Source organism: Ruegeria sp. BG9 (assembly GCF_056538305.1).
Genome location: NZ_JBQFSY010000010.1, coordinates 222,913 through 242,056 on the forward strand (window position 1 = coordinate 222,913; position 19,144 = coordinate 242,056).

Sequence of the window (19,144 nt, forward strand, 5' to 3'; positions counted from 1 at the left end):
GTAGAAATTCGCCTCCGTCCATTCCTCCTTATTCAACCACTTCAACTAGAAAAGATCGATAGCCCGCCTAGAGACCTTCAAGATGACCCGCGCCCTCGCTCTTAGCGAATAGCGTCAACTTTGGTCCGGATAGGTTTGCGGTTCCCGAGGCAAACTGAGACTTGTTCGCATCCCTGTCTCCCCGCCACTCATACTTGTCTCACTTCAGTTGTATTTACTGATCCGGAATTGTGCCGCAATTCTCGCGAGTTGGCGCATGCGTTTTCAATCTCAGACGGAGCAAACCGTACACTCGGAGCACGATTCAAGCCTCAGTCTCAGTGCCGCATATTGGCGGGGTCGATTTTGGGCCAGATTTCACTATTACCTGACAGTTTAAAGGGAATTTTTTTGTGGGAACGGGGAATTGTGCGACGGAACAAGAAGGGAGAATCCCGTATCAGGGAGCGGAATCTGGGGGTTTCAGAAGCCGAATATGCGTTCCTGCGCGATCCAATCTAGTGGATGGGTCACGCTGACCAGACGTTTGAGTGTGAGTTCGGGCGGCTAGGAGTCGTCGAGAATCGCGGCGTGCGTCTCCTTGATAGAAAGGCGAGCTGAGCCCGGTTGCGGATGAGGGCGCCGGGGAGATTTTCCGGCCGCGCAGTATCCTTCATTTGAACCCTGACATTTACATCACGGGCCAAGCCAGGGGCGCGGAGTAGCTTGGACCGGAGATGGGGATCGGGTTGGGGCGCCTTGTCTACAGCGATGACCTTGGCTTCGACGCCGCTCCGGCGCAGATCGAGGGACGCGGTGATGTGTGTGAGATCCGGGTGCAGGTGGTCCTTAGCGAAGCCAATCGCGCTTGCCAGAGAAATGGGGGCTTATTTAGGTCGATCTGTTCTCGTGCAATTCTGCCGTTGGCCAGAAGATCGGCAACGACCTGAACGCGTTGGTGTAGAAGCCGGCATCCAATTGTCGCATCAATCGATTTGGCAGTCGTCTTGAATGAGGCCTCACCGTGGAAACCAATGATAAACTTTTCAACGAAAAAGTGTGCTTCCCGCCTAAAGCTTTCGAATGCCGTGGACCGTCAGTGTGCTGACCAGATCAGCGTAGTCTTCACGCGCCTTGGTTCCGGCTCCTGTATTCCACATGTAATACCAGTTCAGCATGCCGAAGACTGACATTGTGGCTCCGCGCAACTTGGCCTTGTCATCACCCAATGTCTCTGGAGACAACTCCTTTAGGATATTGTTAATGAAGTTGACCATATCACGCTGGTACTCGCGCAGTTTCCTTTGCTGGTCGTCGGCGAGGGCGTTCATACCGCTGATCTGAACCCGGTGCTCGTCATCAGCACCTTGATAGGCGAACAAGATTTCGCGGACTGCCTTTCGAAGTTTCTCTTCAGGCTCAAGCCCTTCGAAATCAACGTTGCAAATGCGGTCACGTAAATCACGTAGATAGGTCTCAAGGATGTCATACAAGATGGCATCCTTACTGTCGTAATAATGGTATATGTTCGCCTTGGAGATCCCGCACTCTTTTGCCAACAAGGTCATCGAGGCGCGGTCGAACCCCTGGTCTGCAAAGATTTTCGCAGCTCTTTTGAGAATCTGTTCCCGCTTCTGGTCGTGGTCTTTGGCAATTGTCCGGGCCACGGCTTATTCCTTATCGCGGTTGTCGATGACGCGCTTCGCCTTGCCCTGAGAGCGTTCGACGTCGCCTGGATCACCTACAACAATTTCCGTTGAAACGCCAACAACGTCCTTGATGCGCTTAGTCAGCATTCGGGCTGCGGCAGTCTTTGACATCTCGTCGGGCGAGTCTGCTGATGCTTCGACAAACACCCGCATCGCGTCCATGCGGCCGGATTTGTAAAGTTCAATCTGATAGTAGGGGGCCAGACCTCCCGTCGCCATGACCTGCTCTTCGATCTGGCTGGGGAAAACATTCACGCCCCTCAGGATCATCATGTCGTCGCTGCGGCCAGTAATCTTTGCCATCCGGCGCATCGAGCGCGCCGTTCCAGGCAACAGACAGGTCAGATCGCGCGTTCGGTAGCGGATCATTGGCAAACCTTCTTTGGTCAAAGTGGTGAACACCAACTCGCCGGTTTCGCCGTCGGGCAGTACTTCGCCTGTGGCCGGGTCAATGATCTCTGGTAGGAAGTGATCCTCCCAGATTACGGGACCATCTTTTGTTTCGACGCACTCGCTCGCGACGCCGGGGCCCATGATTTCAGAAAGGCCGTAGATATCGACCGCGTGCATGTCGAATGCGGATTCAACCTCCGTTCGCATTGCGTCTGTCCAGGGCTCTGCTCCGAAAATGCCGACCTTGAGAGAGCTTTTTCTGGGGTCGAGCCCGGACTTGTGGAACTGTTCAAGGATGTTGAGCATGTATGACGGCGTCACCATGATCCCGTCGGGCTGAAAATCATTTATCAAGCCGACCTGTTTCTCGGTCTGCCCGCCGCTCATGGGGACAACGGTCGCGCCTAAGCGCTCGATCCCGTAGTGGGCGCCCAGACCACCAGTAAACAGGCCATAGCCATAGGCGTTGTGGACCAAATCGCCCTTGCGCAAACCTGCCGCCCGCAACGAACGCGCACCCAAATCTGCCCAGTTATCGATATCAGCTTTGGTATAGCCCACCACAGTTGGTTTGCCGGTTGTCCCGGAAGACGCGTGCAGTCGGATAATCTCACTGCGCGGGACGGCGAAAAGGCCGAAAGGGTAGTTGTCGCGCAGATCGTTTTTATATGTGAATGGGAACTTCGAAATATCCGAAAGCTGTTGCAAATCATCCGGATGGACACCCGCCTCATCAAAGCGCTGCTTGTACATCGCCACGTTTTCGTAGGCATGTCGGACCGACCATTTGAGGCGTTCAAGCTGAGTCGCACGGATTTCGTCGATCGATGCGATTTCGATCGGGTCCAATTCAGCTTTGTTGGGGGACAGGGCGTCCATTGCGTTGCTCCTCCAGCGTATTTCTATTCGTCAAAATTCTGACCACCAACCGCGCGGGACATACCCCTGAATTCGGCGATAGTCATGCCATCTTGATTTGTGATGCGCACGTCATAGACACCGCTCCGACCTGCGACAGCGGTTTCTGTTGCGGTTGCGGTCAGGCGGTCTCCCAGGCGGCCCGGTGCGAGATAGCTCATCATTGTATGTTGGCCGACGGTCGCCACATTGCGACTGTTGCAGGCAAAGGCGAAGGCGCTGTCTGCCAGGGCATGGGTGACGCCGCCGTGGCATATGCCATGGCCGTTGCAGTGATGAGTTGCGACGGTCAGTGCCAGAACAGCGCGGCCTTCGTCGACGTTAACGAGTTCCATGCCGAACCATTTGCTGGCCTCATCATTGGCCCACATAGCGGCGGCAGATTTAGCGGCGCGTTCTTGCGGGGTCATCGTCATTTGCCCTGAAAACTTGGTACGCGTTTTTCGAGGAAGCTGGACACGCCTTCGGCATAGTCCGCGCTTTCCCCGCAGATTTTCATAGCGTCCGCTTCGATTTCAAGATGATCAGAAAGGGTGGTGGTTGCCGCGGCCTGAATGCACTGCTTGGTTTTGCCCAGCCCAACGGTCGGACCGTTGGCAAATTGGTTTGCCAATGCGCGGGCTTCGGTCATCAACTGCTCATCGGGCAGGGCTTTCCAGATCAGGCCCCAGTCTTCTGCTTGTTTTGCTGGCAAAGGTTGTGCCGTAAGCGCCAGTCCTTTGGCTCTGGCCTCTCCCAATAGGCGGGGCAGGTGCCAACTGCCGCCAGTATCAGGGATCAGACCGACCTTGGCAAAACTCTGAATGAACTTGGCGCTTTCACCGGCCAAAACCATGTCACAGGCCAGTGCCAGATTTGCCCCGGCTCCGGCAGCAACACCGTTCACAGCACAAATAACCGGGAAGTTCAGCGACCGGATCAATCGCACTAAAGGCGCATAAAAGGTCCGCACGGTTTTACTCAAATCAGGCGGGCCGTCCATTTTCGATGGATCACGGTCACCAAGATCCTGTCCGGCGCAAAATCCGCGCCCGGCACCGGTCAAAAGGATGGCGCGCGCGCCGTTGTCTCGGGCGGATTTCAGCGCGTCTTGCAGCGCGTAATGCATCTCATCATTGAATGAGTTCAGTTTGTCGGGACGATTCAGTGTAATCTCAACCCAGGTCCCGTGATCTTCTACAAGAATCGTATCGCTCATGACTGCTCTGCCAGATGTCGTTTCATTTTTATCATTGCATTAACCGAACGGTTGGTCAATATATAAACAAGACTCGAATCCGGAGCGCTTGAAGGGCACACCCATGTCTCAGACGTCACTTGTGAATGTTGAACTCAAAGGCGATGTCGCCTGGGTTACCATTGACAACCCGCCGGTCAATGCGACCTCGCAAGCGGTCCGGCAGGGGCTTGCAGATGCTGTGGATGCGGTCAAAGGCGCGCGGGTGGCTGTGCTGCGTTGCGCTGGCCGGACGTTCGTCGCGGGCGGCGACATGTCCGAATTCAACAAGCCGCCGGTCGAGCCGCATTTGCCCGATGTCGTCCAAATGGTCGAAGACAGCGATGTCCCTTTCGTCGCCTGTATGCACGGGAATGTTCTGGGTGGGGGACTCGAAATTGCAATGGCCTGCGCATGGCGGATTGCAGCGCCCGAAACGGGATTTGGTCTGCCAGAGGTCAATGTTGGATTGATCCCCGGCGCGGGCGGCACGCAGCGTCTGCCACGCCTTGTGGGGATGGAAGCGGCAATTGATCTGGCCTGCACAGGCAAAGTGCTGAAGGCCGAGGAGATGCTGCAGCTTGGTGCCGTCGATTTGGTGGCCGACGATCTTGAAAAGGCGGTCGAGAGATTTGTGGCCGATCTGCCGGACCGTCCTGTGCCGGTCAGCCAACGTATTGTCGCTGATTTTGCGCCGGATCTGATCGAGACCTCTCGGGCATCGCTGAAAAAGCGTGCCAAGGGGCAGCAGTCGCCGTTGGGGAACCTGACCGCGCTAACCTGGTCGCAGGAACCGTTTTCCGAAGGGCAGCCGATGGAGCGGGCGCGCCATCTGGCGCTTCGCCAAACCGCGGAAAGCCGTGCGCTGCGTTATGCGTTCTTTGCGGAACGCAGCGTATCAAAGCCCGCGCTGATCAAGGATGTCCAGCCGCGCGATATCAGCCGTATTGCTGTGGTGGGTGGCGGCTTGATGGGGGCCGGAATTGCAACCGCCGCTCTGACGGCTGGCCTGTCTGTCACGTTGATCGAGCGCGACTCCGAGGCCGCATTGGCAGCCCATGATAGGGTTGAAGGCCTGTTGAAGGGCGCGATCAAACGCGGAAAGATGACCGAGGCGCAATGCAAGGCTTGCCTGTCCCGATTTCGCGCCGTTGACAGCTATGCGGAAGCAGCTGACGCGGAATTGGCGATAGAAGCCGTGTTCGAGGACTTGTCGGTCAAACAGCAGGTCTTTGCCGAATTGGCCAAGAACATGAACGCCAGTGCAATTCTTGCCACCAATACATCTTATCTGGACCCTGCAGAAATCTTTGCGGGCATCGAAAACCAGACACGGTGCATAGGGTTGCATTTCTTCAGCCCGGCTCATGTCATGAAATTGCTCGAGATCGTGCACACCCCCCAAACCGCCCCCGAAGTGGTGGCCACGGGGTTTGCTCTGGGCAAGAAGCTGTGCAAGGTTTCGGTTCTGTCAGGCGTTTGCGACGGGTTCATTGGCAACCGCATACTGGCCGCTTATCGGCGCGTAGCGGATTACCTGCTGGCAGACGGGGCGTTGCCCCATGAAATTGATCAGGCAATGCGGGATTTCGGGATGCCGATGGGGCCGTACGAGTTGCAGGACTTGACCGGGCTGCAGATCGCCTGGGCAAATCGAAAGCGCAACGCCGCTACGCGCGACCCGAACGAACGCTATGTTACCATTGCCGACCAGCTATGTGAGTTGGAGCGGTTTGGTCAGCGATCCGGCAAAGGCTGGTACCGGTACGAAGGCGGAAATCGCAAACCGATCCGCGACCCCGAGGTTGAGACTTTGATCGAAGGGTATTCCGCAGCGCAGGGCATTGCCCGCCGTTCCTTTACGGCCGAGGATATATCGTCTCGCCTTCTGGCGGTCATGGCGAATGAGGGCGCGTTGATCATCCAAGAAGGGATCGCTGAAAACGCAGAAGCCGTCGATATGGTTCAGATCCACGGCTATGGTTTCCCGCGTTGGCGCGGGGGGCCAATGAACTATCGCAAGGAAATTGGGAGTGACGTGTCTCAGTCGGTTATGCTGACCGTGGCCGAGGAAAGTCCGGCGTCTTGGGCCATCGCGGCCCAAACTAAAGCGCTTTAAAAGTGTTGATGGTTACAAAAGCAACCATTAACGCATTCAAAATACATGTTTCACAGGGAGGAGACAGAACATGAAACTCAGCAACTTGAGCACCTTGCTGGCTTCGGCGGCGCTTGCCATTTCGGGGACAGTTTCGATGGCAGCTGACTATACGCTGACCATTTCTAGCTGGGCACCGCCAACCCATGGCATCAATGCCAAGATGTGGCCGAAATTCGTCGAAATGGTTGAAGAAGCCACCGATGGCCAAGTCACTGCCGAACTGAAACTTGGCATCGCACCGCCGCCGGCCCAAATGGACCTGATCATGGATGGGGCGGCGGATGCCTCGATCATTTTCCACGGCTACCAGCCCGGCCGCTTTGTCACCACCAAGATGATCGAACTGCCCGGATATGAAGGCTCGGCCGAGGCCGCATCGGTGGCCTATTGGCGGGCCTATGACACGCACCTGAAGGCGGCCGACGAACATCGCGGCGTCAAGGTGATCGCGTTGCATACGCATGGACCGGCCCAACTACATTCCAGCAGCCCTGTTACAACGCTGGACGAGGTGTCAGGCCTCAAGGTTCGCATCCCCGGCGGTGTTGGTGGCGATGTTGGTACAGCACTGGGCGCAACCGGTATCCAGGTGCCCGCTCCGAAAGTGTACGAAACGCTGGCTTCGAAAGCAGCCGATGGAGTCGTGATGCCATTTGAATCCCGCAAGGGCTTCAAGCTGACCGAAGTGGCGCAGAACGTGTACGAAGTTCCGGGCGGTTTGTATCGCGGTTCTTTCGCCTTCATCATGAACGAAGACACATTTGCCGATCTGCCTGCCGAGCTGCAGCAAGCGCTGGAAGAGCAAGTCTTTGGCGAGCCGCTGAGCCGTGAAATCGGTAAAATCTGGGACGAAATTGATGCCATCGGGCGCGAAGCCACCGAAGGCACAGACGGCAACGCGATCAACACCGCATCTGCCGAAGACCTGGAGAAGTTCAACGCAATTGCTGTCGATGTCCGCGCCAAGGTCATTGACGAAGTCAACGGTGCCGGGGTCGATGCTCAGGCCGCCTATGACATGATCGTCAGTGAAATGGCCGCGCAATAACGTGAGCTGGTTGGCGGTCTCGCACCGCCAACCGTTTCGAACGGGCGGGAATTCCTCATGCAATCTCTGGTATCCTTCGCGCGCCGCATCAGTGTTTTTCCGACAGTGATGGCCTGTGTGGCGCTGTTTATCCTTATGGTTATGACGTTTTGCGACGTCATTCTTCGGTCCATGTTCAACGCGCCGATCGAAGCGGCGACCGAGTTGACACGTATTCTGATGGCGATCCTTGTATTCTCGGTTCTTCCGATGATCTCGGCTGGAAAAGGTCAGATTGCAGTGGACCTGACGGACGGTTTGTTTGCGCGACTGCGCCTAAGCCGCGCCAGGGATGCGATTGTCTATCTGGTCTCGGGCATCATGCTCTTCTGGCCGATACAGCGGGTCTGGATCTTGGCTGAACGGGCGCGGGACTATGGTGATGTGACCGAGTACCTGTCGATCCCCGTGTTCTATATCGGCTGGTTCATTGCCGCGTCCGCAGCGATCACCGCCGTCGCGATGATCACGACCGGCCTTCTGTACATCTTCGCCCCCCATACTTTGTCGGAGCACCCTCAATGACTGCCGCACTGATCGGCTTTGGCCTTGTTCTTGTTCTTGTGCTTCTGCGCCTGCCGATTGTCTTTGCAATGGGCCTCGTCGGAACGCTGGGTTTTGCATACGAACGCGGAGGCAGTATTCTGTCCGAACGCGGCTTGAAAGCAGCGATGTCGATGGTGGGTCGTCAGATCACCGACACGGCTCAGGACTACGGCCTTTCGGTTATACCACTGTTTATCCTGATGGGTTTGTTCGTGAACAAAGGCGGGCTGGCGCGCGAGCTTTACGCCGTATCAAACGCGTTTCTGGGCCATTTCAAAGGCGGGATCGCAATGGCTACGGTGGCGGCCTGTGGCGGGTTTTCGGCCATCTGTGGCTCGTCCCTGGCAACGGCGGCAACGATGTCCAAGGTCGCCATGCCGGAAATGCGCCGCTATCGCTATTCAGATGAGCTGTCGACCGCCTCCATTGCGGCAGGCGGCACGCTCGGCATTCTAATCCCGCCCTCCGTGATCCTTGTAATCTATGGTCTGCTGACCGAGACATCCATCGGCAAGCTGTTTGTTGCCGGTATCATTCCCGGCGTGCTTGGCATCCTTCTGTACCTGTTTGCCGTTCGCTGGACCGTCTGGCGCAAACCCGACTCCGGACCCGCAGGAGAAAAACACGGCTGGGGCGAAAAACTGACAGCGTTACGGTCGGTTTGGGCGGTGTTGCTGTTGTTCTTTCTTGTCATTGGCGGGCTTTACGGCGCGTTTGATTTCCACCCACTGAACCTGACCTTCAGCCCGACCGAAGCCGCCGGCATGGGCGCCATGGGGGCGTTTCTGATCGCCTTGTCCCGCGGTGGGTTGACTCTGAGTTCGACCTTCGAGGTGTTGAAAGAAACAACTTACACCGCTGCCGCCCTGTTCTCGGTCCTGATCGGGGCCCAGATCTTTTCGAACTTCATCAACCTCGCTGGCCTGCCAGAGGCGTTGATCGGCCTGGTCACGGCCTATGACGTGGAACCGTTCGTGGTGATCCTGATGATCCTGGGAATCTACATCATCTTGGGCTGCGTGTTTGAATCGCTGTCGATGCTTTTGTTAACCGTGCCGATCTTTTTCCCACTGGTGACGTCGTTGGGCTATGACCCGATCTGGTTCGGGATCGTGGTTGTTGTCGTGACCGAGATCAGCCTGATCACCCCGCCGGTCGGATTGAACGTGTTCATCCTGAAAGGGGTGGTCGGGGACGTCTCAACAGCAACGATCTTCAAAGGTGTCACGCCCTTCTGGATCGCCGACATTTTCCGACTGGCCCTGATCGTTCTGGTGCCCTGGCTGGTACTGGTGCTGCCCGAACATATGGGGGCGATGGGTCACTGATGTTTTCCCTGACGGCGCTTCCCGAAGGGTTTCACGAGGACCCTTATCCAGCCTATGCCGCGCTGCGCGAGGATATGCCGGTTTGCTCCCAGCCCGACGGTTCGGTGATCCTGTCGCGATACGAGGATCTGGATCTGGTCTATCGGGATACGACGCGGTTCATCTCGGACAAAAAGGCGGTGTTTGGGCCCAAATACGGGGTCGACAGCCCGTTATACGAACACCACACCACAAGTCTGGTGTTCAACGATCCGCCCCTGCACACCCGCGTCCGCAAGGTGATGGTAGGCGCGATGAACCCGCGTGCCTTGGCGCAGATGGAGCCGGGATTGATCCAGCTCGTCGACAGTTTGCTGGATCAGATGCAAGCCAAAGGCACAGTCGAGTTGATCGAGGATTTTGCCGGGGCGATCCCCATCGAAGTGATCGGCAACCTGTTGGGCATTCCCAGGTCCGAACGCGAACCACTACGGGACTGGTCTCTGGCTATTCTTGGGGCTTTGGAACCACAATTGACGCCTGAGCAGGAAGAGTGGGGCAATCGTGCCGCCTCCGAATTCAAAGAATTTCTGCGCCATATCATTGAGGATCGAAAAGCCAACCCGGGCAATCCGGAAACGGATGTTCTGACACGGCTGATGCAAGACGATGCGGATGGCGGCCTGACCGACGTTGAGCTGTATCAGAACTGTATCTTTATCCTGAATGCCGGGCACGAGACCACGACAAACCTGATAGGCAACGCGCTGGATTTGCTGGATCGGCACCGGGATAAACGCGCGGAATTGCTGAACAATCCCGACCTGATTTCCACAGCAGTGGACGAATTCTTACGTCTGGAAAGCCCAAACCAGTTCGGCAATCGCCTGACCACCGACGATGTGACATTCCACGGCCATACCATCCCGGCGGGCACGGATGTTCACCTGTGTATCGGCGCCGCCAACCGCGACCCAAGGCAGTTTGACCGGCCTGACGACATGCTGCTGGACCGCCGCCCGAACAAACACCACGCCTTTGCCGGTGGCCCGCACACCTGCGTCGGTCTGACTCTTGCTCGGATGGAGGGCAAGATTGCGGTCAGTCGGTTTTTGAACCGCTTTCCCAACTATCAGTTCACAGAGGGCGTAAAGCGTGGTGGGCGAATTCGTTTTCGCGGGTTCGCCCAGCTTCCTGCAAAGGTTTGACGTGACCGAACAAGAAAATGAATCGGCCTTTTTATTGACCGACCGTACGGTAAATATTATAGCTACCATAACCGCGCGCTTAGGGCCGCGTAGATCATCTCAGGACTGAGGAGAGGCACATGACGATCCAACAGATTTCAAGTTTCGCGGCCGGTGAGTGGGTCGCGCCGGGCGAGGGTGCCCGCAACATTGCCAGTGCTGTGACCGGTGAAGTGATCGCGACCGCTGGCAACACTGGCTTGGATGTACAGGGCATGTTGGACTATGCGCGCAACGTTGGTGGTCCGGCGTTGCGTCAGATGACCTTTCACGAGCGCGCAAAGATGCTCAAGGCATTGTCGGTGCATTTGGGACAGCACAAGCAGGCCCTGTATGAGCTGTCATTCAACACGGGCGCGACCCAGTCAGATCATTTGATAGACATCGACGGTGGGATCGGCACGATGTTCGTGTTTGCCTCGAAAGGCCGCCGCGAAATGCCCGATGGGCACGTCTATCTGGATGGTGACGTCGAACAGCTGTCGCGGAATGGGACCTTTGTCGGTCAACACATCTGCACACCGCTGCAGGGTGTGGCGGTTCATATCAATGCGTTCAACTTTCCTGTTTGGGGCATGTTGGAGAAGCTGGCGCCAACCTTGCTGGCCGGTGTTCCGGCTATCGTCAAACCGGCTACGAATTCCTGCTACGTAACCGAATTGTGCGTGCGGTTGATGCTGGAGTCTGGCATTCTGCCTGCCGGAGCGCTCCAGCTTGTGTCGGGTGGTCTGGGTGACATATTGGATCGCTTAACCATGCAGGACGTGGTCAGCTTTACCGGATCGGCTGATACTGCGTTGAAACTACGGTCTAACCCCGTCATTCTGCAAAACTCCGTCCGTTTCGTGGCGGAACAGGACAGTCTGAACTGTTCGGTACTGGGCGCTGACGCCCAACCGGGGACACCGGAATTTGACCTGTTCATCAAGGAAGTTCAGCGCGAGATGACCACAAAAGCGGGTCAGAAATGTACCGCGATCCGCCGGATCATCGCACCCGAGCCGCATGTGCAGGCGGTGATCGAGGCACTTTCCGCGCGGCTGGCAAAAACGGTTATCGGCGACCCTAGGCTTGAGACAACGCGCATGGGCGCGCTGGTATCGAATGATCAAAAACTGGATGTACTGGAAAAGGCTGCGATCATTTGCCAAGAGGCCGAACGTGTGTTCGGCAACCCGGATGACTTTGCCGTTGACGGCGCAGATGCCCAAAAAGGGGCTTTCCTGCCGCCAATGCTGTTCCATTGCGCCAACCCGGATGCGGCACAGCGCGTTCATGACACCGAAGCCTTTGGTCCAGTCAGCACGATCATGGGGTATCGCGACACCGACCACGCGATTGAGCTCGCGAACCGGGGGCAGGGGTCTTTGGTCGCGTCTGTCATTACCCATGATTTGGATGTGGCGCGCAAATTCGCCAGGGGGGCCGGGGCGTATCACGGGCGGCTCTATTTCAACAACAGAGACTCGATGAAAGAGGCCACGGGCCACGGCTCACCCTTGCCGCATATGGTCCATGGCGGCCCTGGTCGCGCGGGTGGCGGCGAGGAGATGGGCGGTGTGCGGGGCGTAAAACACTACATGCAGCGTACAGCCATTCAGGGCTCGCCTGACCTGTTGACGGCGATTGGCTCGAAATGGGTCTCGGGCGCAACCGAGATCGAAGGCCCGGCGCATCCTTTCACGCGGCGCTACCACGATCTGGCAATCGGTGAGACAATTCACACGGCGCTGCGCACCGTCACGCTCGAAGATATCGAGCACTTTGCGGAATTCACCGGCGACACCTTCTATGCGCACATGGATGAGGCCGCCGCGGAACGAAATCCGTTCTTCCCGGGTCGTGTCGCGCACGGATACCTGCTGTTGTCGTTCGCCGCCGGTTTGTTTGTCGAGCCTAACGAAGGTCCTGTTCTGGCCAATACAGGCTTGGATGGGTTGCGTTTCATGAAGCCAGTTGTGGCCGGGGACAGCATCAAAGTGCGCCTAACCGTTAAGTCAAAGACCAAACGCAACGATCAGTATGGTGAAGTTCGCTGGCACGTTACGATGACTCAACAGGATGATGACCTTGTTGCAGAATACGAGCTGCTAACAATGGTGGCTTACTGACGGTGATGGGCCGGATGGTAATTCGATCCGGCCCGCTTATACTGCGGCCATGAAAGACGCTTCCACAGATTGGTTCGATCGTTGTGTTGGTCATTTGACCTCCCAAGGGTCTCTGCGGGTTTGGTCGGTGCTTGTAACGATCTTTGGCGATCTGGCGCAAAACAAATCGGATCAAGTAAGTGGGTCATTGATCAGTGCGCTGACGAGCCTTGTCGGTATCAAGGCCGAAGCGACCCGAGTGGCGTTGCATCGATTGCGCAAAGAAGGCTGGATCGAAAGTACGCGAGTTGGTCGTGCGAGTGTCCATCGGCTTACGGACTATGGCCGCACTCAAAGTGCAGCCGCTGCGCCACGTATTTACGCCCGCGAAACGGCCAATCCAGACATCTGGCATGTGCTGATGTCGAGCAGCTCGGAAACATCCCGAAAGGAACTGTCCGATCTGTTGCTGACTGGGGAATATATCTCATTAAACCCTTCCACAGCGATGGCAGCGGGAACCATGCCGCGCGATCTGGAAGACCTGCTAGGTTTTGAGACCACCGCGATTTCAGTACCAGATTGGCTAACAGAGCTATGCGGGCCAGAGCCGCTGAGAACCGCGTATGACGAGTTTTGGACATCAATCCAGGTGATCGACGATCTGCTACCGGAGACCGGCGTGGATGATCCGATGAAAACGGCAGCGCTGCGTGTCCTCCTTGTGCACAATTGGCGCCGCATAATCTTGCGACACCCAGCTTTGCCCTCGGATTTTCTACCAAGTGACTGGAAGGAGCCCGCTTGCCGCGAGGCGGTCTCTAGGATTTTGGACAGGCTGCCCCGACCGCAACTCAAAAATTTGGAAGCAGAGTTGAGGACTTAGGTTTTTGGGACAAAGTCCCTCCTGATATCTCAAAGGATGATGGCTTGCTTTAACAGCAAACTGATTTCTTTTTATGTTACGAGAATATGTGGAGGCAAAAAAATCTGTAACATAATGCTTGCTTCGAATCGATGATGAAAATATAAACCGACCATACGGTCTATAATTGAGCGTGAACGCCCAGGAGAATTGACAGATGGATGCATTCATTTGCGACGCGACGCGCACTCCGATAGGGCGCTACGGCGGGGCTTTGTCGTCGATCCGCACGGATGATCTGGCGGCCATTCCGCTGGCTGCGCTGAAAGAGCGGAACCCGCAAGTCGACTGGTCCAGCGTGGATGACGTCATCTATGGTGATGCCAATCAGGCCGGTGAAAGCAACCGGAACGTGGCGCGTATGGCGGCCTTGTTGGCTGGATTGCCGATTGATGTTCCGGGGACCACCATAAATCGCCTGTGCGCCAGCGGCATGGATGCTGTTGGAATGGCCGCCCGCGGCATCAAGGCGGGTGACTATGATCTGGCGATAGCGGGCGGGGTCGAAAGCATGTCCCGTGCACCCTTTGTGATGCCCAAGGCGACATCTGCATTCACGCGCAGTAACGCGGTTTACGACACGACCATCGGCTGGCGCTTTGTGAACCCGAAGATGAAGCAGGCCTACGGCATCGATTCAATGCCCCAAACCGCTGACAACGTTGCCGACGACTATGGCATCAGCCGCGCAGATCAGGACAGTTTCGCAGAGCGTAGTCAGGCCCGATGGGCCGCCGCGCATGAAGCGGGGCTGTTCGCGGATGAGATCACTCCGGTCTCGGTTCCACAACGTAAGGGTGACCCGATATTGGTCGATACCGATGAGCATCCTCGCCCGGGTACAACGGCCGACAAGCTGTCGGGCCTCAAAGGAGTGAACGGGCCAGACAAAACTGTTACGGCGGGCAATGCGTCTGGCGTTAACGACGGAGCCGCAGCCATTTTGATGGCGAATGAGGCGGCGGCTGCAAAGAACGGCCTTACTCCGATTGCGCGGGTTGTTGGAATGTCGGTGGCTGGCGTCGCGCCGCGCATCATGGGGATTGGGCCCGTACCGGCCAGCCAAAAGGTTTTGGCACGGGCCGGGCTAACCATTGAGCAGATGGATGTGATAGAGTTGAACGAAGCTTTTGCGTCGCAAGGGCTGGCAACACTTCGCGAACTGGGCCTTGCTGACGACGCACCGCATGTGAACCCGAATGGCGGTGCCATTGCCATGGGGCACCCTCTGGGCATGTCCGGAGCGCGGCTGGTTTTAACCGCCGCCTATCAGCTTCGGCGGACAGGTGGGCGGTATGCTCTCTGCACGATGTGCGTGGGCGTCGGGCAGGGCGCAGCCTTGATCCTTGAACGGGTTTGATGGGGAGAGCACTGTTTTGACTGAGGCGATCCAGATAATCGACCACAGCGAACGCGTCGAGCGCCTGTTCGAGCCGTATCAAGATGTTCTCGGCGACGACTACAAGGCCTATCGAGGCCATGTTTATCGTGTGATTACCTATGCCATGCACTTCCTTGGCGGCGATGACACGCATCGTGCATTGGTCGAGACGGCATTCGTCTACCACGATATCGGACTGTGGACGAAACACGATCTGGCATATCTGGAGTCATCCGAAGAACTGGCTCTGAGGGACAACGCTGAAAAGGGTTGGGGACTGGATCCAGAGCTGCTGCGCAATGCCATTCACTGGCACCACAAGGTTACACCCTATCGCGGGCCTCATGCCGATGTAGTCAACGCCTGCCGAAAAGGTGACTGGATCGATGCGACGGGGGGAAAGGTGCGCAAAGGACTGTCGCGCGATCAAGTCGCCCAGGTCGAAGCCGCCATTCCCAGCTACGGATTTGCGGATGTTTTGCAGCGCTTGGCAAAAGACCTTGGTGGCTCCGCATTTAAAGGAAACATGCGGGTTCTAAGCCACGTATTCAAAATCTGATCCCATCCGAGAGGAGGAAACACGATGTACGCACAAATGGTTAAGTCTGAGGCCACAAACGATGACCCTGAAAAGCTTGCCGAGTTTCAGGCAAAGATTGACGCGGACATAAAGATCGAGCCCAAAGATTGGATGCCGCAAGGCTACCGCAAAACGCTGATCCGTCAGATTGGTCAGCACGCCCATTCCGAAATCGTAGGACAACTGCCCGAAGGTAACTGGATCACCCGCGCACCCACACTGGAACGCAAGGCGATCCTGCTGGCTAAGGTGCAGGATGAAGCCGGACACGGGCTTTACCTTTATTGCGCGGCGGAGACACTGGGCGTCAGCCGGGACGAACTTACCGAGATGCTGCTGGACGGTCGGATGAAGTATTCGTCGATCTTCAACTATCCCACCCTGAACTGGGCCGATATCGGCGCAGTTGGCTGGCTGGTCGATGGGGCCGCGATCATGAACCAGGTGCCGCTGCAGCGGACGTCCTACGGGCCGTATTCGCGTGCCATGATCCGGATCTGCAAGGAAGAAAGCTTTCACCAGCGTCAGGGATACGATGCCATTCGCAAGATGGCCGAAGGCACGCCCCAACAGAAGAAGATGGCGCAAGATGCCCTGAACCGCTTTTGGTACCCGTCGCTGATGATGTTCGGACCTTCGGACAAGGACTCGATCCATTCGACCCAATCCATGGCTTGGAAGATCAAGATGAACACCAACGACGAGCTGCGTCAGAAATTCGTCGATCAGACCGTGCCGCAGGCCGAGTTCCTTGGGCTGACCGTCCCAGACCCGGACCTGAAATGGAACGAAGAACGCGGCCACTACGATTTCTCGGAACCCGATTGGTCCGAGTTCTTTGACGTCATCAAAGGCAACGGGCCTTGCAACACCGACCGCCTGGCCGCGCGCAACAAGGCCTGGGACGACGGACAATGGGTGCGGGACGGCCTGCTGGCCCACGCCAAAAAGAAACGCGCCGGTCAAGTGGCCGCTGAATAAGCCTGACCTGAGGAGGAAACCCGATGAAAAACGAATGGCCCCTTTGGGAAGTCTTTATCCGCGGTCAGCACGGTATGAGCCACCGTCATGTCGGCTCACTGCACGCACCGGACGCGGAAATGGCGATCAAGAACGCGCGCGATGTCTACACGCGCCGCAACGAAGGCGTGTCGATTTGGGTGGTCGAAGCGAACAACATCTCGGCCTCATCCCCCAGTGACAAAGGCCCACTATATGAGCCTAGCGAAAGCAAGGTCTACCGTCACCCGACATTCTTCGACATCCCCGATGAAGTGGGGGCGATGTGATGACCCGTGACGAAGCCTTCCTGCAGTTTCTGCTGAGAATGGGTGACAACACGCTCATCCTTGGTCATCGCGTCAGCGAATGGTGCGGTCATGCGCCTGTGCTGGAAGAAGATATCGCGCTGGCCAATACCGCGCTGGACCTGATCGGCCAAACCCAGATGTGGCTGGGCCTTGCAGGCGAAATCGACGGCGGCAAAAGCGCGGATGATCTGGCTTTCTTGCGCGATGCCTGGGATTTTCGCAATGTTTTGATGGTCGAGGTGCCGAACGAGGACTTCGGCCGGACCCTGATGCGCCAATTCCTATTCGACGCGTGGCATTCGATCGTGTTGGGGCGTCTGATCAAATCGTCAGACGACCGTGTCGCGGCCATTGCGGCCAAAGCCAGCAAAGAGGTCGCTTATCACCTGGAACGCTCTGGCGACACGGTGGTTGGGTTGGGCGACGGAACGGCGGAAAGCCACGACCGGATGCAAGCGGCGCTGGACTATCTGTGGCCCTATGTGGGTGAGATGTTTGCCAGCGACGACGTGGATACCCAGATGGCAGCCGCTGGCATCGCCCCCAATCCCGCCGATCTGCGCGATGAATATGACGCTTTGATTCAGCGGCTCTTGGCGGATGCGACGCTAACGATCCCAGACAGCAATTTCGCGCATAAGGGCGGGCGCACCGGGCAGATGCATACCGAACATCTGGGACACTTGCTAGCTCAGATGCAGTGGCTGCAACGCGCCTATCCCGGCGCAAGCTGGTAAGCCGATATGGAACGGGTGCCGACAGATCAGATATGGGACTGGCTGGATGCCGTGCCCGACCCTGAAATACCAGTCATTTCCGTGGTTGATCTGGGGATTGTACGCGATGTGTGCTGGGATGCCGGAACCTTGAAGGTGACGGTGACACCGACCTATTCCGGCTGTCCAGCAACGTCGGTCATCAGCATGGACATTGAAACCGCGCTACGGCATCACGGGATCGAAGACATCCGGATCGAAACCACAATTTCACCCGCCTGGACCACCGATTGGCTCAGCGAAAAGGGCCGTGCGCGGCTGGAAGAATACGGCATCGCCCCGCCGCAACCGGCAGGCGGCCCGGAGCGGTGCCCGCATTGTGGCAGCAAGGCGGTTGAGAAGGTCAGCCAGTTCGGCTCGACCCCGTGCAAGGCGCACTGGCGCTGCAACGACTGCCTGGAACCTTTTGACTATTTCAAGTGCATCTGAGGAGGAGCACCGGATGGCACGTTTCCACGACCTGAAGGTCACCGATATCCACAAAACGATCCGCGACGCGGTGGTTTTGACGCTGGAGCCCATGAATGGTGCAGCGCAGGAGTTTGACTTCACCGCAGGCCAATACCTGACGTTCCGCCGCGAGTTCGACGGCGAAGAACTGCGGCGGTCCTATTCGATCTGCGCAGGTAAGGACGACGGCGTCCTGCAGGTTGGGATCAAGCGCGTTGATGGCGGCGCGTTCTCGGGTTGGGCGAATTCGGAACTGAATGTCGGGGACATCGTGCAGGCCATGCCGCCGATGGGCAGCTTCCACGCTCCGATCGATGCAGATGCCGAAAAGCAATATCTCGGTTTTGCCGGTGGGTCCGGGGTGACGCCTGTTCTGTCGATCCTCAAAACCACGCTCGCCCGTGAAACCCAGTCGCGGTTTACGCTCATCTATGCCAACAAAGGCATCAACACGATCATGTTCCGCGAAGAACTAGAGGACCTCAAGAACCTGTATATGGGTCGCCTCAACGTGATCCATATTCTTGAGACGGATTCCCAGGAAATCGACCTGTTCACCGGGCTGGTCACGCGGGAAAAATGCGCCGAGTTGTTCAAGCACTGGGTCGATATCGAAAACGTCGATACGGCGTTCATTTGTGGTCCTGAACCCATGATGCTGGGTATTGCCGCCGCCCTTCGCGAACACGGGCTAGACGACAGCCGGATTAAATTCGAACTTTTTGCCAGCGCCCAGCCGGGTCGCGCAAAGCGCAAAGCAAGTTCGGCAGATGCCGGTCGGACAGAAAATCAGACCAACGCATCCATTACGCTGGATGGCTCGACCCAGACCCTGACCATCCCCAAGGACCTGTCCATTCTGGATGCCGCTTTGGAAAACGCGTTGGACGCCCCCTATGCCTGCAAGGCCGGAGTCTGTTCGACCTGCCGCTGCAAGGTGCTGGAAGGTGAGGTCGAGATGGTCGCAAACCACGCGCTAGAGGATTACGAGGTCGAGAAAGGCTATGTGCTCAGCTGTCAGGCCTATCCGATAACGGACCGTGTGGTCGTGGATTACGATCAGTAGAGG

At 57.1% G+C, this 19,144-nt stretch carries 18 protein-coding genes; 14 read left to right on the forward strand and 4 right to left on the reverse strand.

Annotation, left to right across the window (positions count from 1 at the left end; all coding sequences use genetic code 11):
• Positions 1-1,049 precede the first annotated feature (1,049 nt).
• From ACR0I8_RS18145 to paaG, 4 genes are read right to left on the reverse strand one after another with little or no spacing between them, the layout of a single operon-like run.
• Positions 1,050-1,646, reverse strand: a complete 597-nt coding sequence (locus ACR0I8_RS18145) for a TetR/AcrR family transcriptional regulator (RefSeq protein WP_170693248.1) — start codon at positions 1,644-1,646, stop codon at positions 1,050-1,052.
• 3 nt (positions 1,647-1,649) lie between these two features.
• The gene (gene paaK / locus ACR0I8_RS18150; protein WP_170693249.1) at positions 1,650-2,960 is read right to left on the reverse strand and encodes a phenylacetate--CoA ligase PaaK; all 1,311 of its coding nucleotides are present in this window, start codon (positions 2,958-2,960) and stop codon (positions 1,650-1,652) included.
• A 23-nt stretch (positions 2,961-2,983) separates the two neighbouring features.
• Positions 2,984-3,409 carry a hydroxyphenylacetyl-CoA thioesterase PaaI gene (gene paaI, locus ACR0I8_RS18155; RefSeq protein ID WP_170693251.1) on the reverse strand — a complete coding sequence of 142 codons (426 nt, stop codon included), beginning with the start codon at positions 3,407-3,409 and terminating at the stop codon, positions 2,984-2,986.
• Between the two features lie 2 nt (positions 3,410-3,411).
• The gene (gene paaG / locus ACR0I8_RS18160; RefSeq protein ID WP_170693253.1) at positions 3,412-4,197 is read right to left on the reverse strand and encodes a 2-(1,2-epoxy-1,2-dihydrophenyl)acetyl-CoA isomerase PaaG; all 786 of its coding nucleotides are present in this window, start codon (positions 4,195-4,197) and stop codon (positions 3,412-3,414) included.
• Between the two features lie 103 nt (positions 4,198-4,300).
• Here paaG and ACR0I8_RS18165 point away from each other — a divergent pair, with 103 nt between their 5' ends.
• The 14 genes from ACR0I8_RS18165 to ACR0I8_RS18230 all read left to right on the forward strand — a co-directional run bounded on the left by ACR0I8_RS18165 (position 4,301) and on the right by ACR0I8_RS18230 (position 19,141).
• On the forward strand, positions 4,301-6,334 hold the full coding sequence (locus ACR0I8_RS18165; protein WP_170693255.1) for an FAD-dependent oxidoreductase: 2,034 nt from the start codon (positions 4,301-4,303) through the stop codon (positions 6,332-6,334).
• 70 nt (positions 6,335-6,404) lie between these two features.
• Complete coding sequence (locus ACR0I8_RS18170) at positions 6,405-7,424, forward strand: TRAP transporter substrate-binding protein (protein ID WP_170375286.1); 1,020 nt, start codon at positions 6,405-6,407, stop codon at positions 7,422-7,424.
• Positions 7,425-7,481: 57 nt separating this feature from the next.
• A complete protein-coding gene (locus tag ACR0I8_RS18175; RefSeq protein ID WP_170693257.1) occupies positions 7,482-7,988 on the forward strand; it encodes a TRAP transporter small permease subunit in 507 nt (168 codons plus the stop codon).
• Positions 7,985-9,337, forward strand: a complete 1,353-nt coding sequence (locus ACR0I8_RS18180; RefSeq protein WP_170662413.1) for a TRAP transporter large permease — start codon at positions 7,985-7,987, stop codon at positions 9,335-9,337. Before ACR0I8_RS18175 ends, ACR0I8_RS18180 begins: the two co-directional genes overlap by 4 nt.
• Positions 9,337-10,524, forward strand: a complete 1,188-nt coding sequence (locus ACR0I8_RS18185) for a cytochrome P450 (protein ID WP_170693259.1) — start codon at positions 9,337-9,339, stop codon at positions 10,522-10,524. The genes ACR0I8_RS18180 and ACR0I8_RS18185 overlap by 1 nt, the downstream gene beginning before the upstream one ends.
• A 119-nt stretch (positions 10,525-10,643) precedes the next feature.
• Positions 10,644-12,674 (forward strand): phenylacetic acid degradation bifunctional protein PaaZ, encoded by a 2,031-nt coding sequence (paaZ, locus tag ACR0I8_RS18190; RefSeq protein WP_170693261.1) that lies wholly within the window; start codon positions 10,644-10,646, stop codon positions 12,672-12,674.
• Between the two features lie 49 nt (positions 12,675-12,723).
• Positions 12,724-13,539 (forward strand): PaaX family transcriptional regulator C-terminal domain-containing protein, encoded by an 816-nt coding sequence (locus ACR0I8_RS18195; protein ID WP_480703467.1) that lies wholly within the window; start codon positions 12,724-12,726, stop codon positions 13,537-13,539.
• A gap of 196 nt (positions 13,540-13,735) precedes the next feature.
• Entirely contained in the window at positions 13,736-14,938 is a 1,203-nt protein-coding gene (pcaF, locus tag ACR0I8_RS18200; RefSeq protein ID WP_170693264.1) for a 3-oxoadipyl-CoA thiolase, read from the forward strand.
• Between the two features lie 16 nt (positions 14,939-14,954).
• The gene (locus ACR0I8_RS18205; protein ID WP_170693266.1) at positions 14,955-15,518 is read left to right on the forward strand and encodes a phosphohydrolase; all 564 of its coding nucleotides are present in this window, start codon (positions 14,955-14,957) and stop codon (positions 15,516-15,518) included.
• A gap of 24 nt (positions 15,519-15,542) precedes the next feature.
• Positions 15,543-16,520: a 1,2-phenylacetyl-CoA epoxidase subunit PaaA gene (paaA, locus tag ACR0I8_RS18210; RefSeq protein ID WP_170693269.1), complete on the forward strand. Its 978-nt coding sequence runs from the start codon at positions 15,543-15,545 to the stop codon at positions 16,518-16,520.
• Between the two features lie 23 nt (positions 16,521-16,543).
• A complete protein-coding gene (paaB, locus tag ACR0I8_RS18215; RefSeq protein WP_142639870.1) occupies positions 16,544-16,828 on the forward strand; it encodes a 1,2-phenylacetyl-CoA epoxidase subunit PaaB in 285 nt (94 codons plus the stop codon).
• Entirely contained in the window at positions 16,828-17,586 is a 759-nt protein-coding gene (gene paaC, locus ACR0I8_RS18220) for a 1,2-phenylacetyl-CoA epoxidase subunit PaaC (RefSeq protein WP_170693271.1), read from the forward strand. Before paaB ends, paaC begins: the two co-directional genes overlap by 1 nt.
• 6 nt (positions 17,587-17,592) lie before the next feature.
• A complete protein-coding gene (paaD, locus tag ACR0I8_RS18225; RefSeq protein ID WP_170693273.1) occupies positions 17,593-18,054 on the forward strand; it encodes a 1,2-phenylacetyl-CoA epoxidase subunit PaaD in 462 nt (153 codons plus the stop codon).
• 13 nt (positions 18,055-18,067) lie between these two features.
• Positions 18,068-19,141 carry a 2Fe-2S iron-sulfur cluster-binding protein gene (locus ACR0I8_RS18230; protein WP_170693275.1) on the forward strand — a complete coding sequence of 358 codons (1,074 nt, stop codon included), beginning with the start codon at positions 18,068-18,070 and terminating at the stop codon, positions 19,139-19,141.
• The last annotated feature ends 3 nt before the right edge of the window (positions 19,142-19,144 follow it).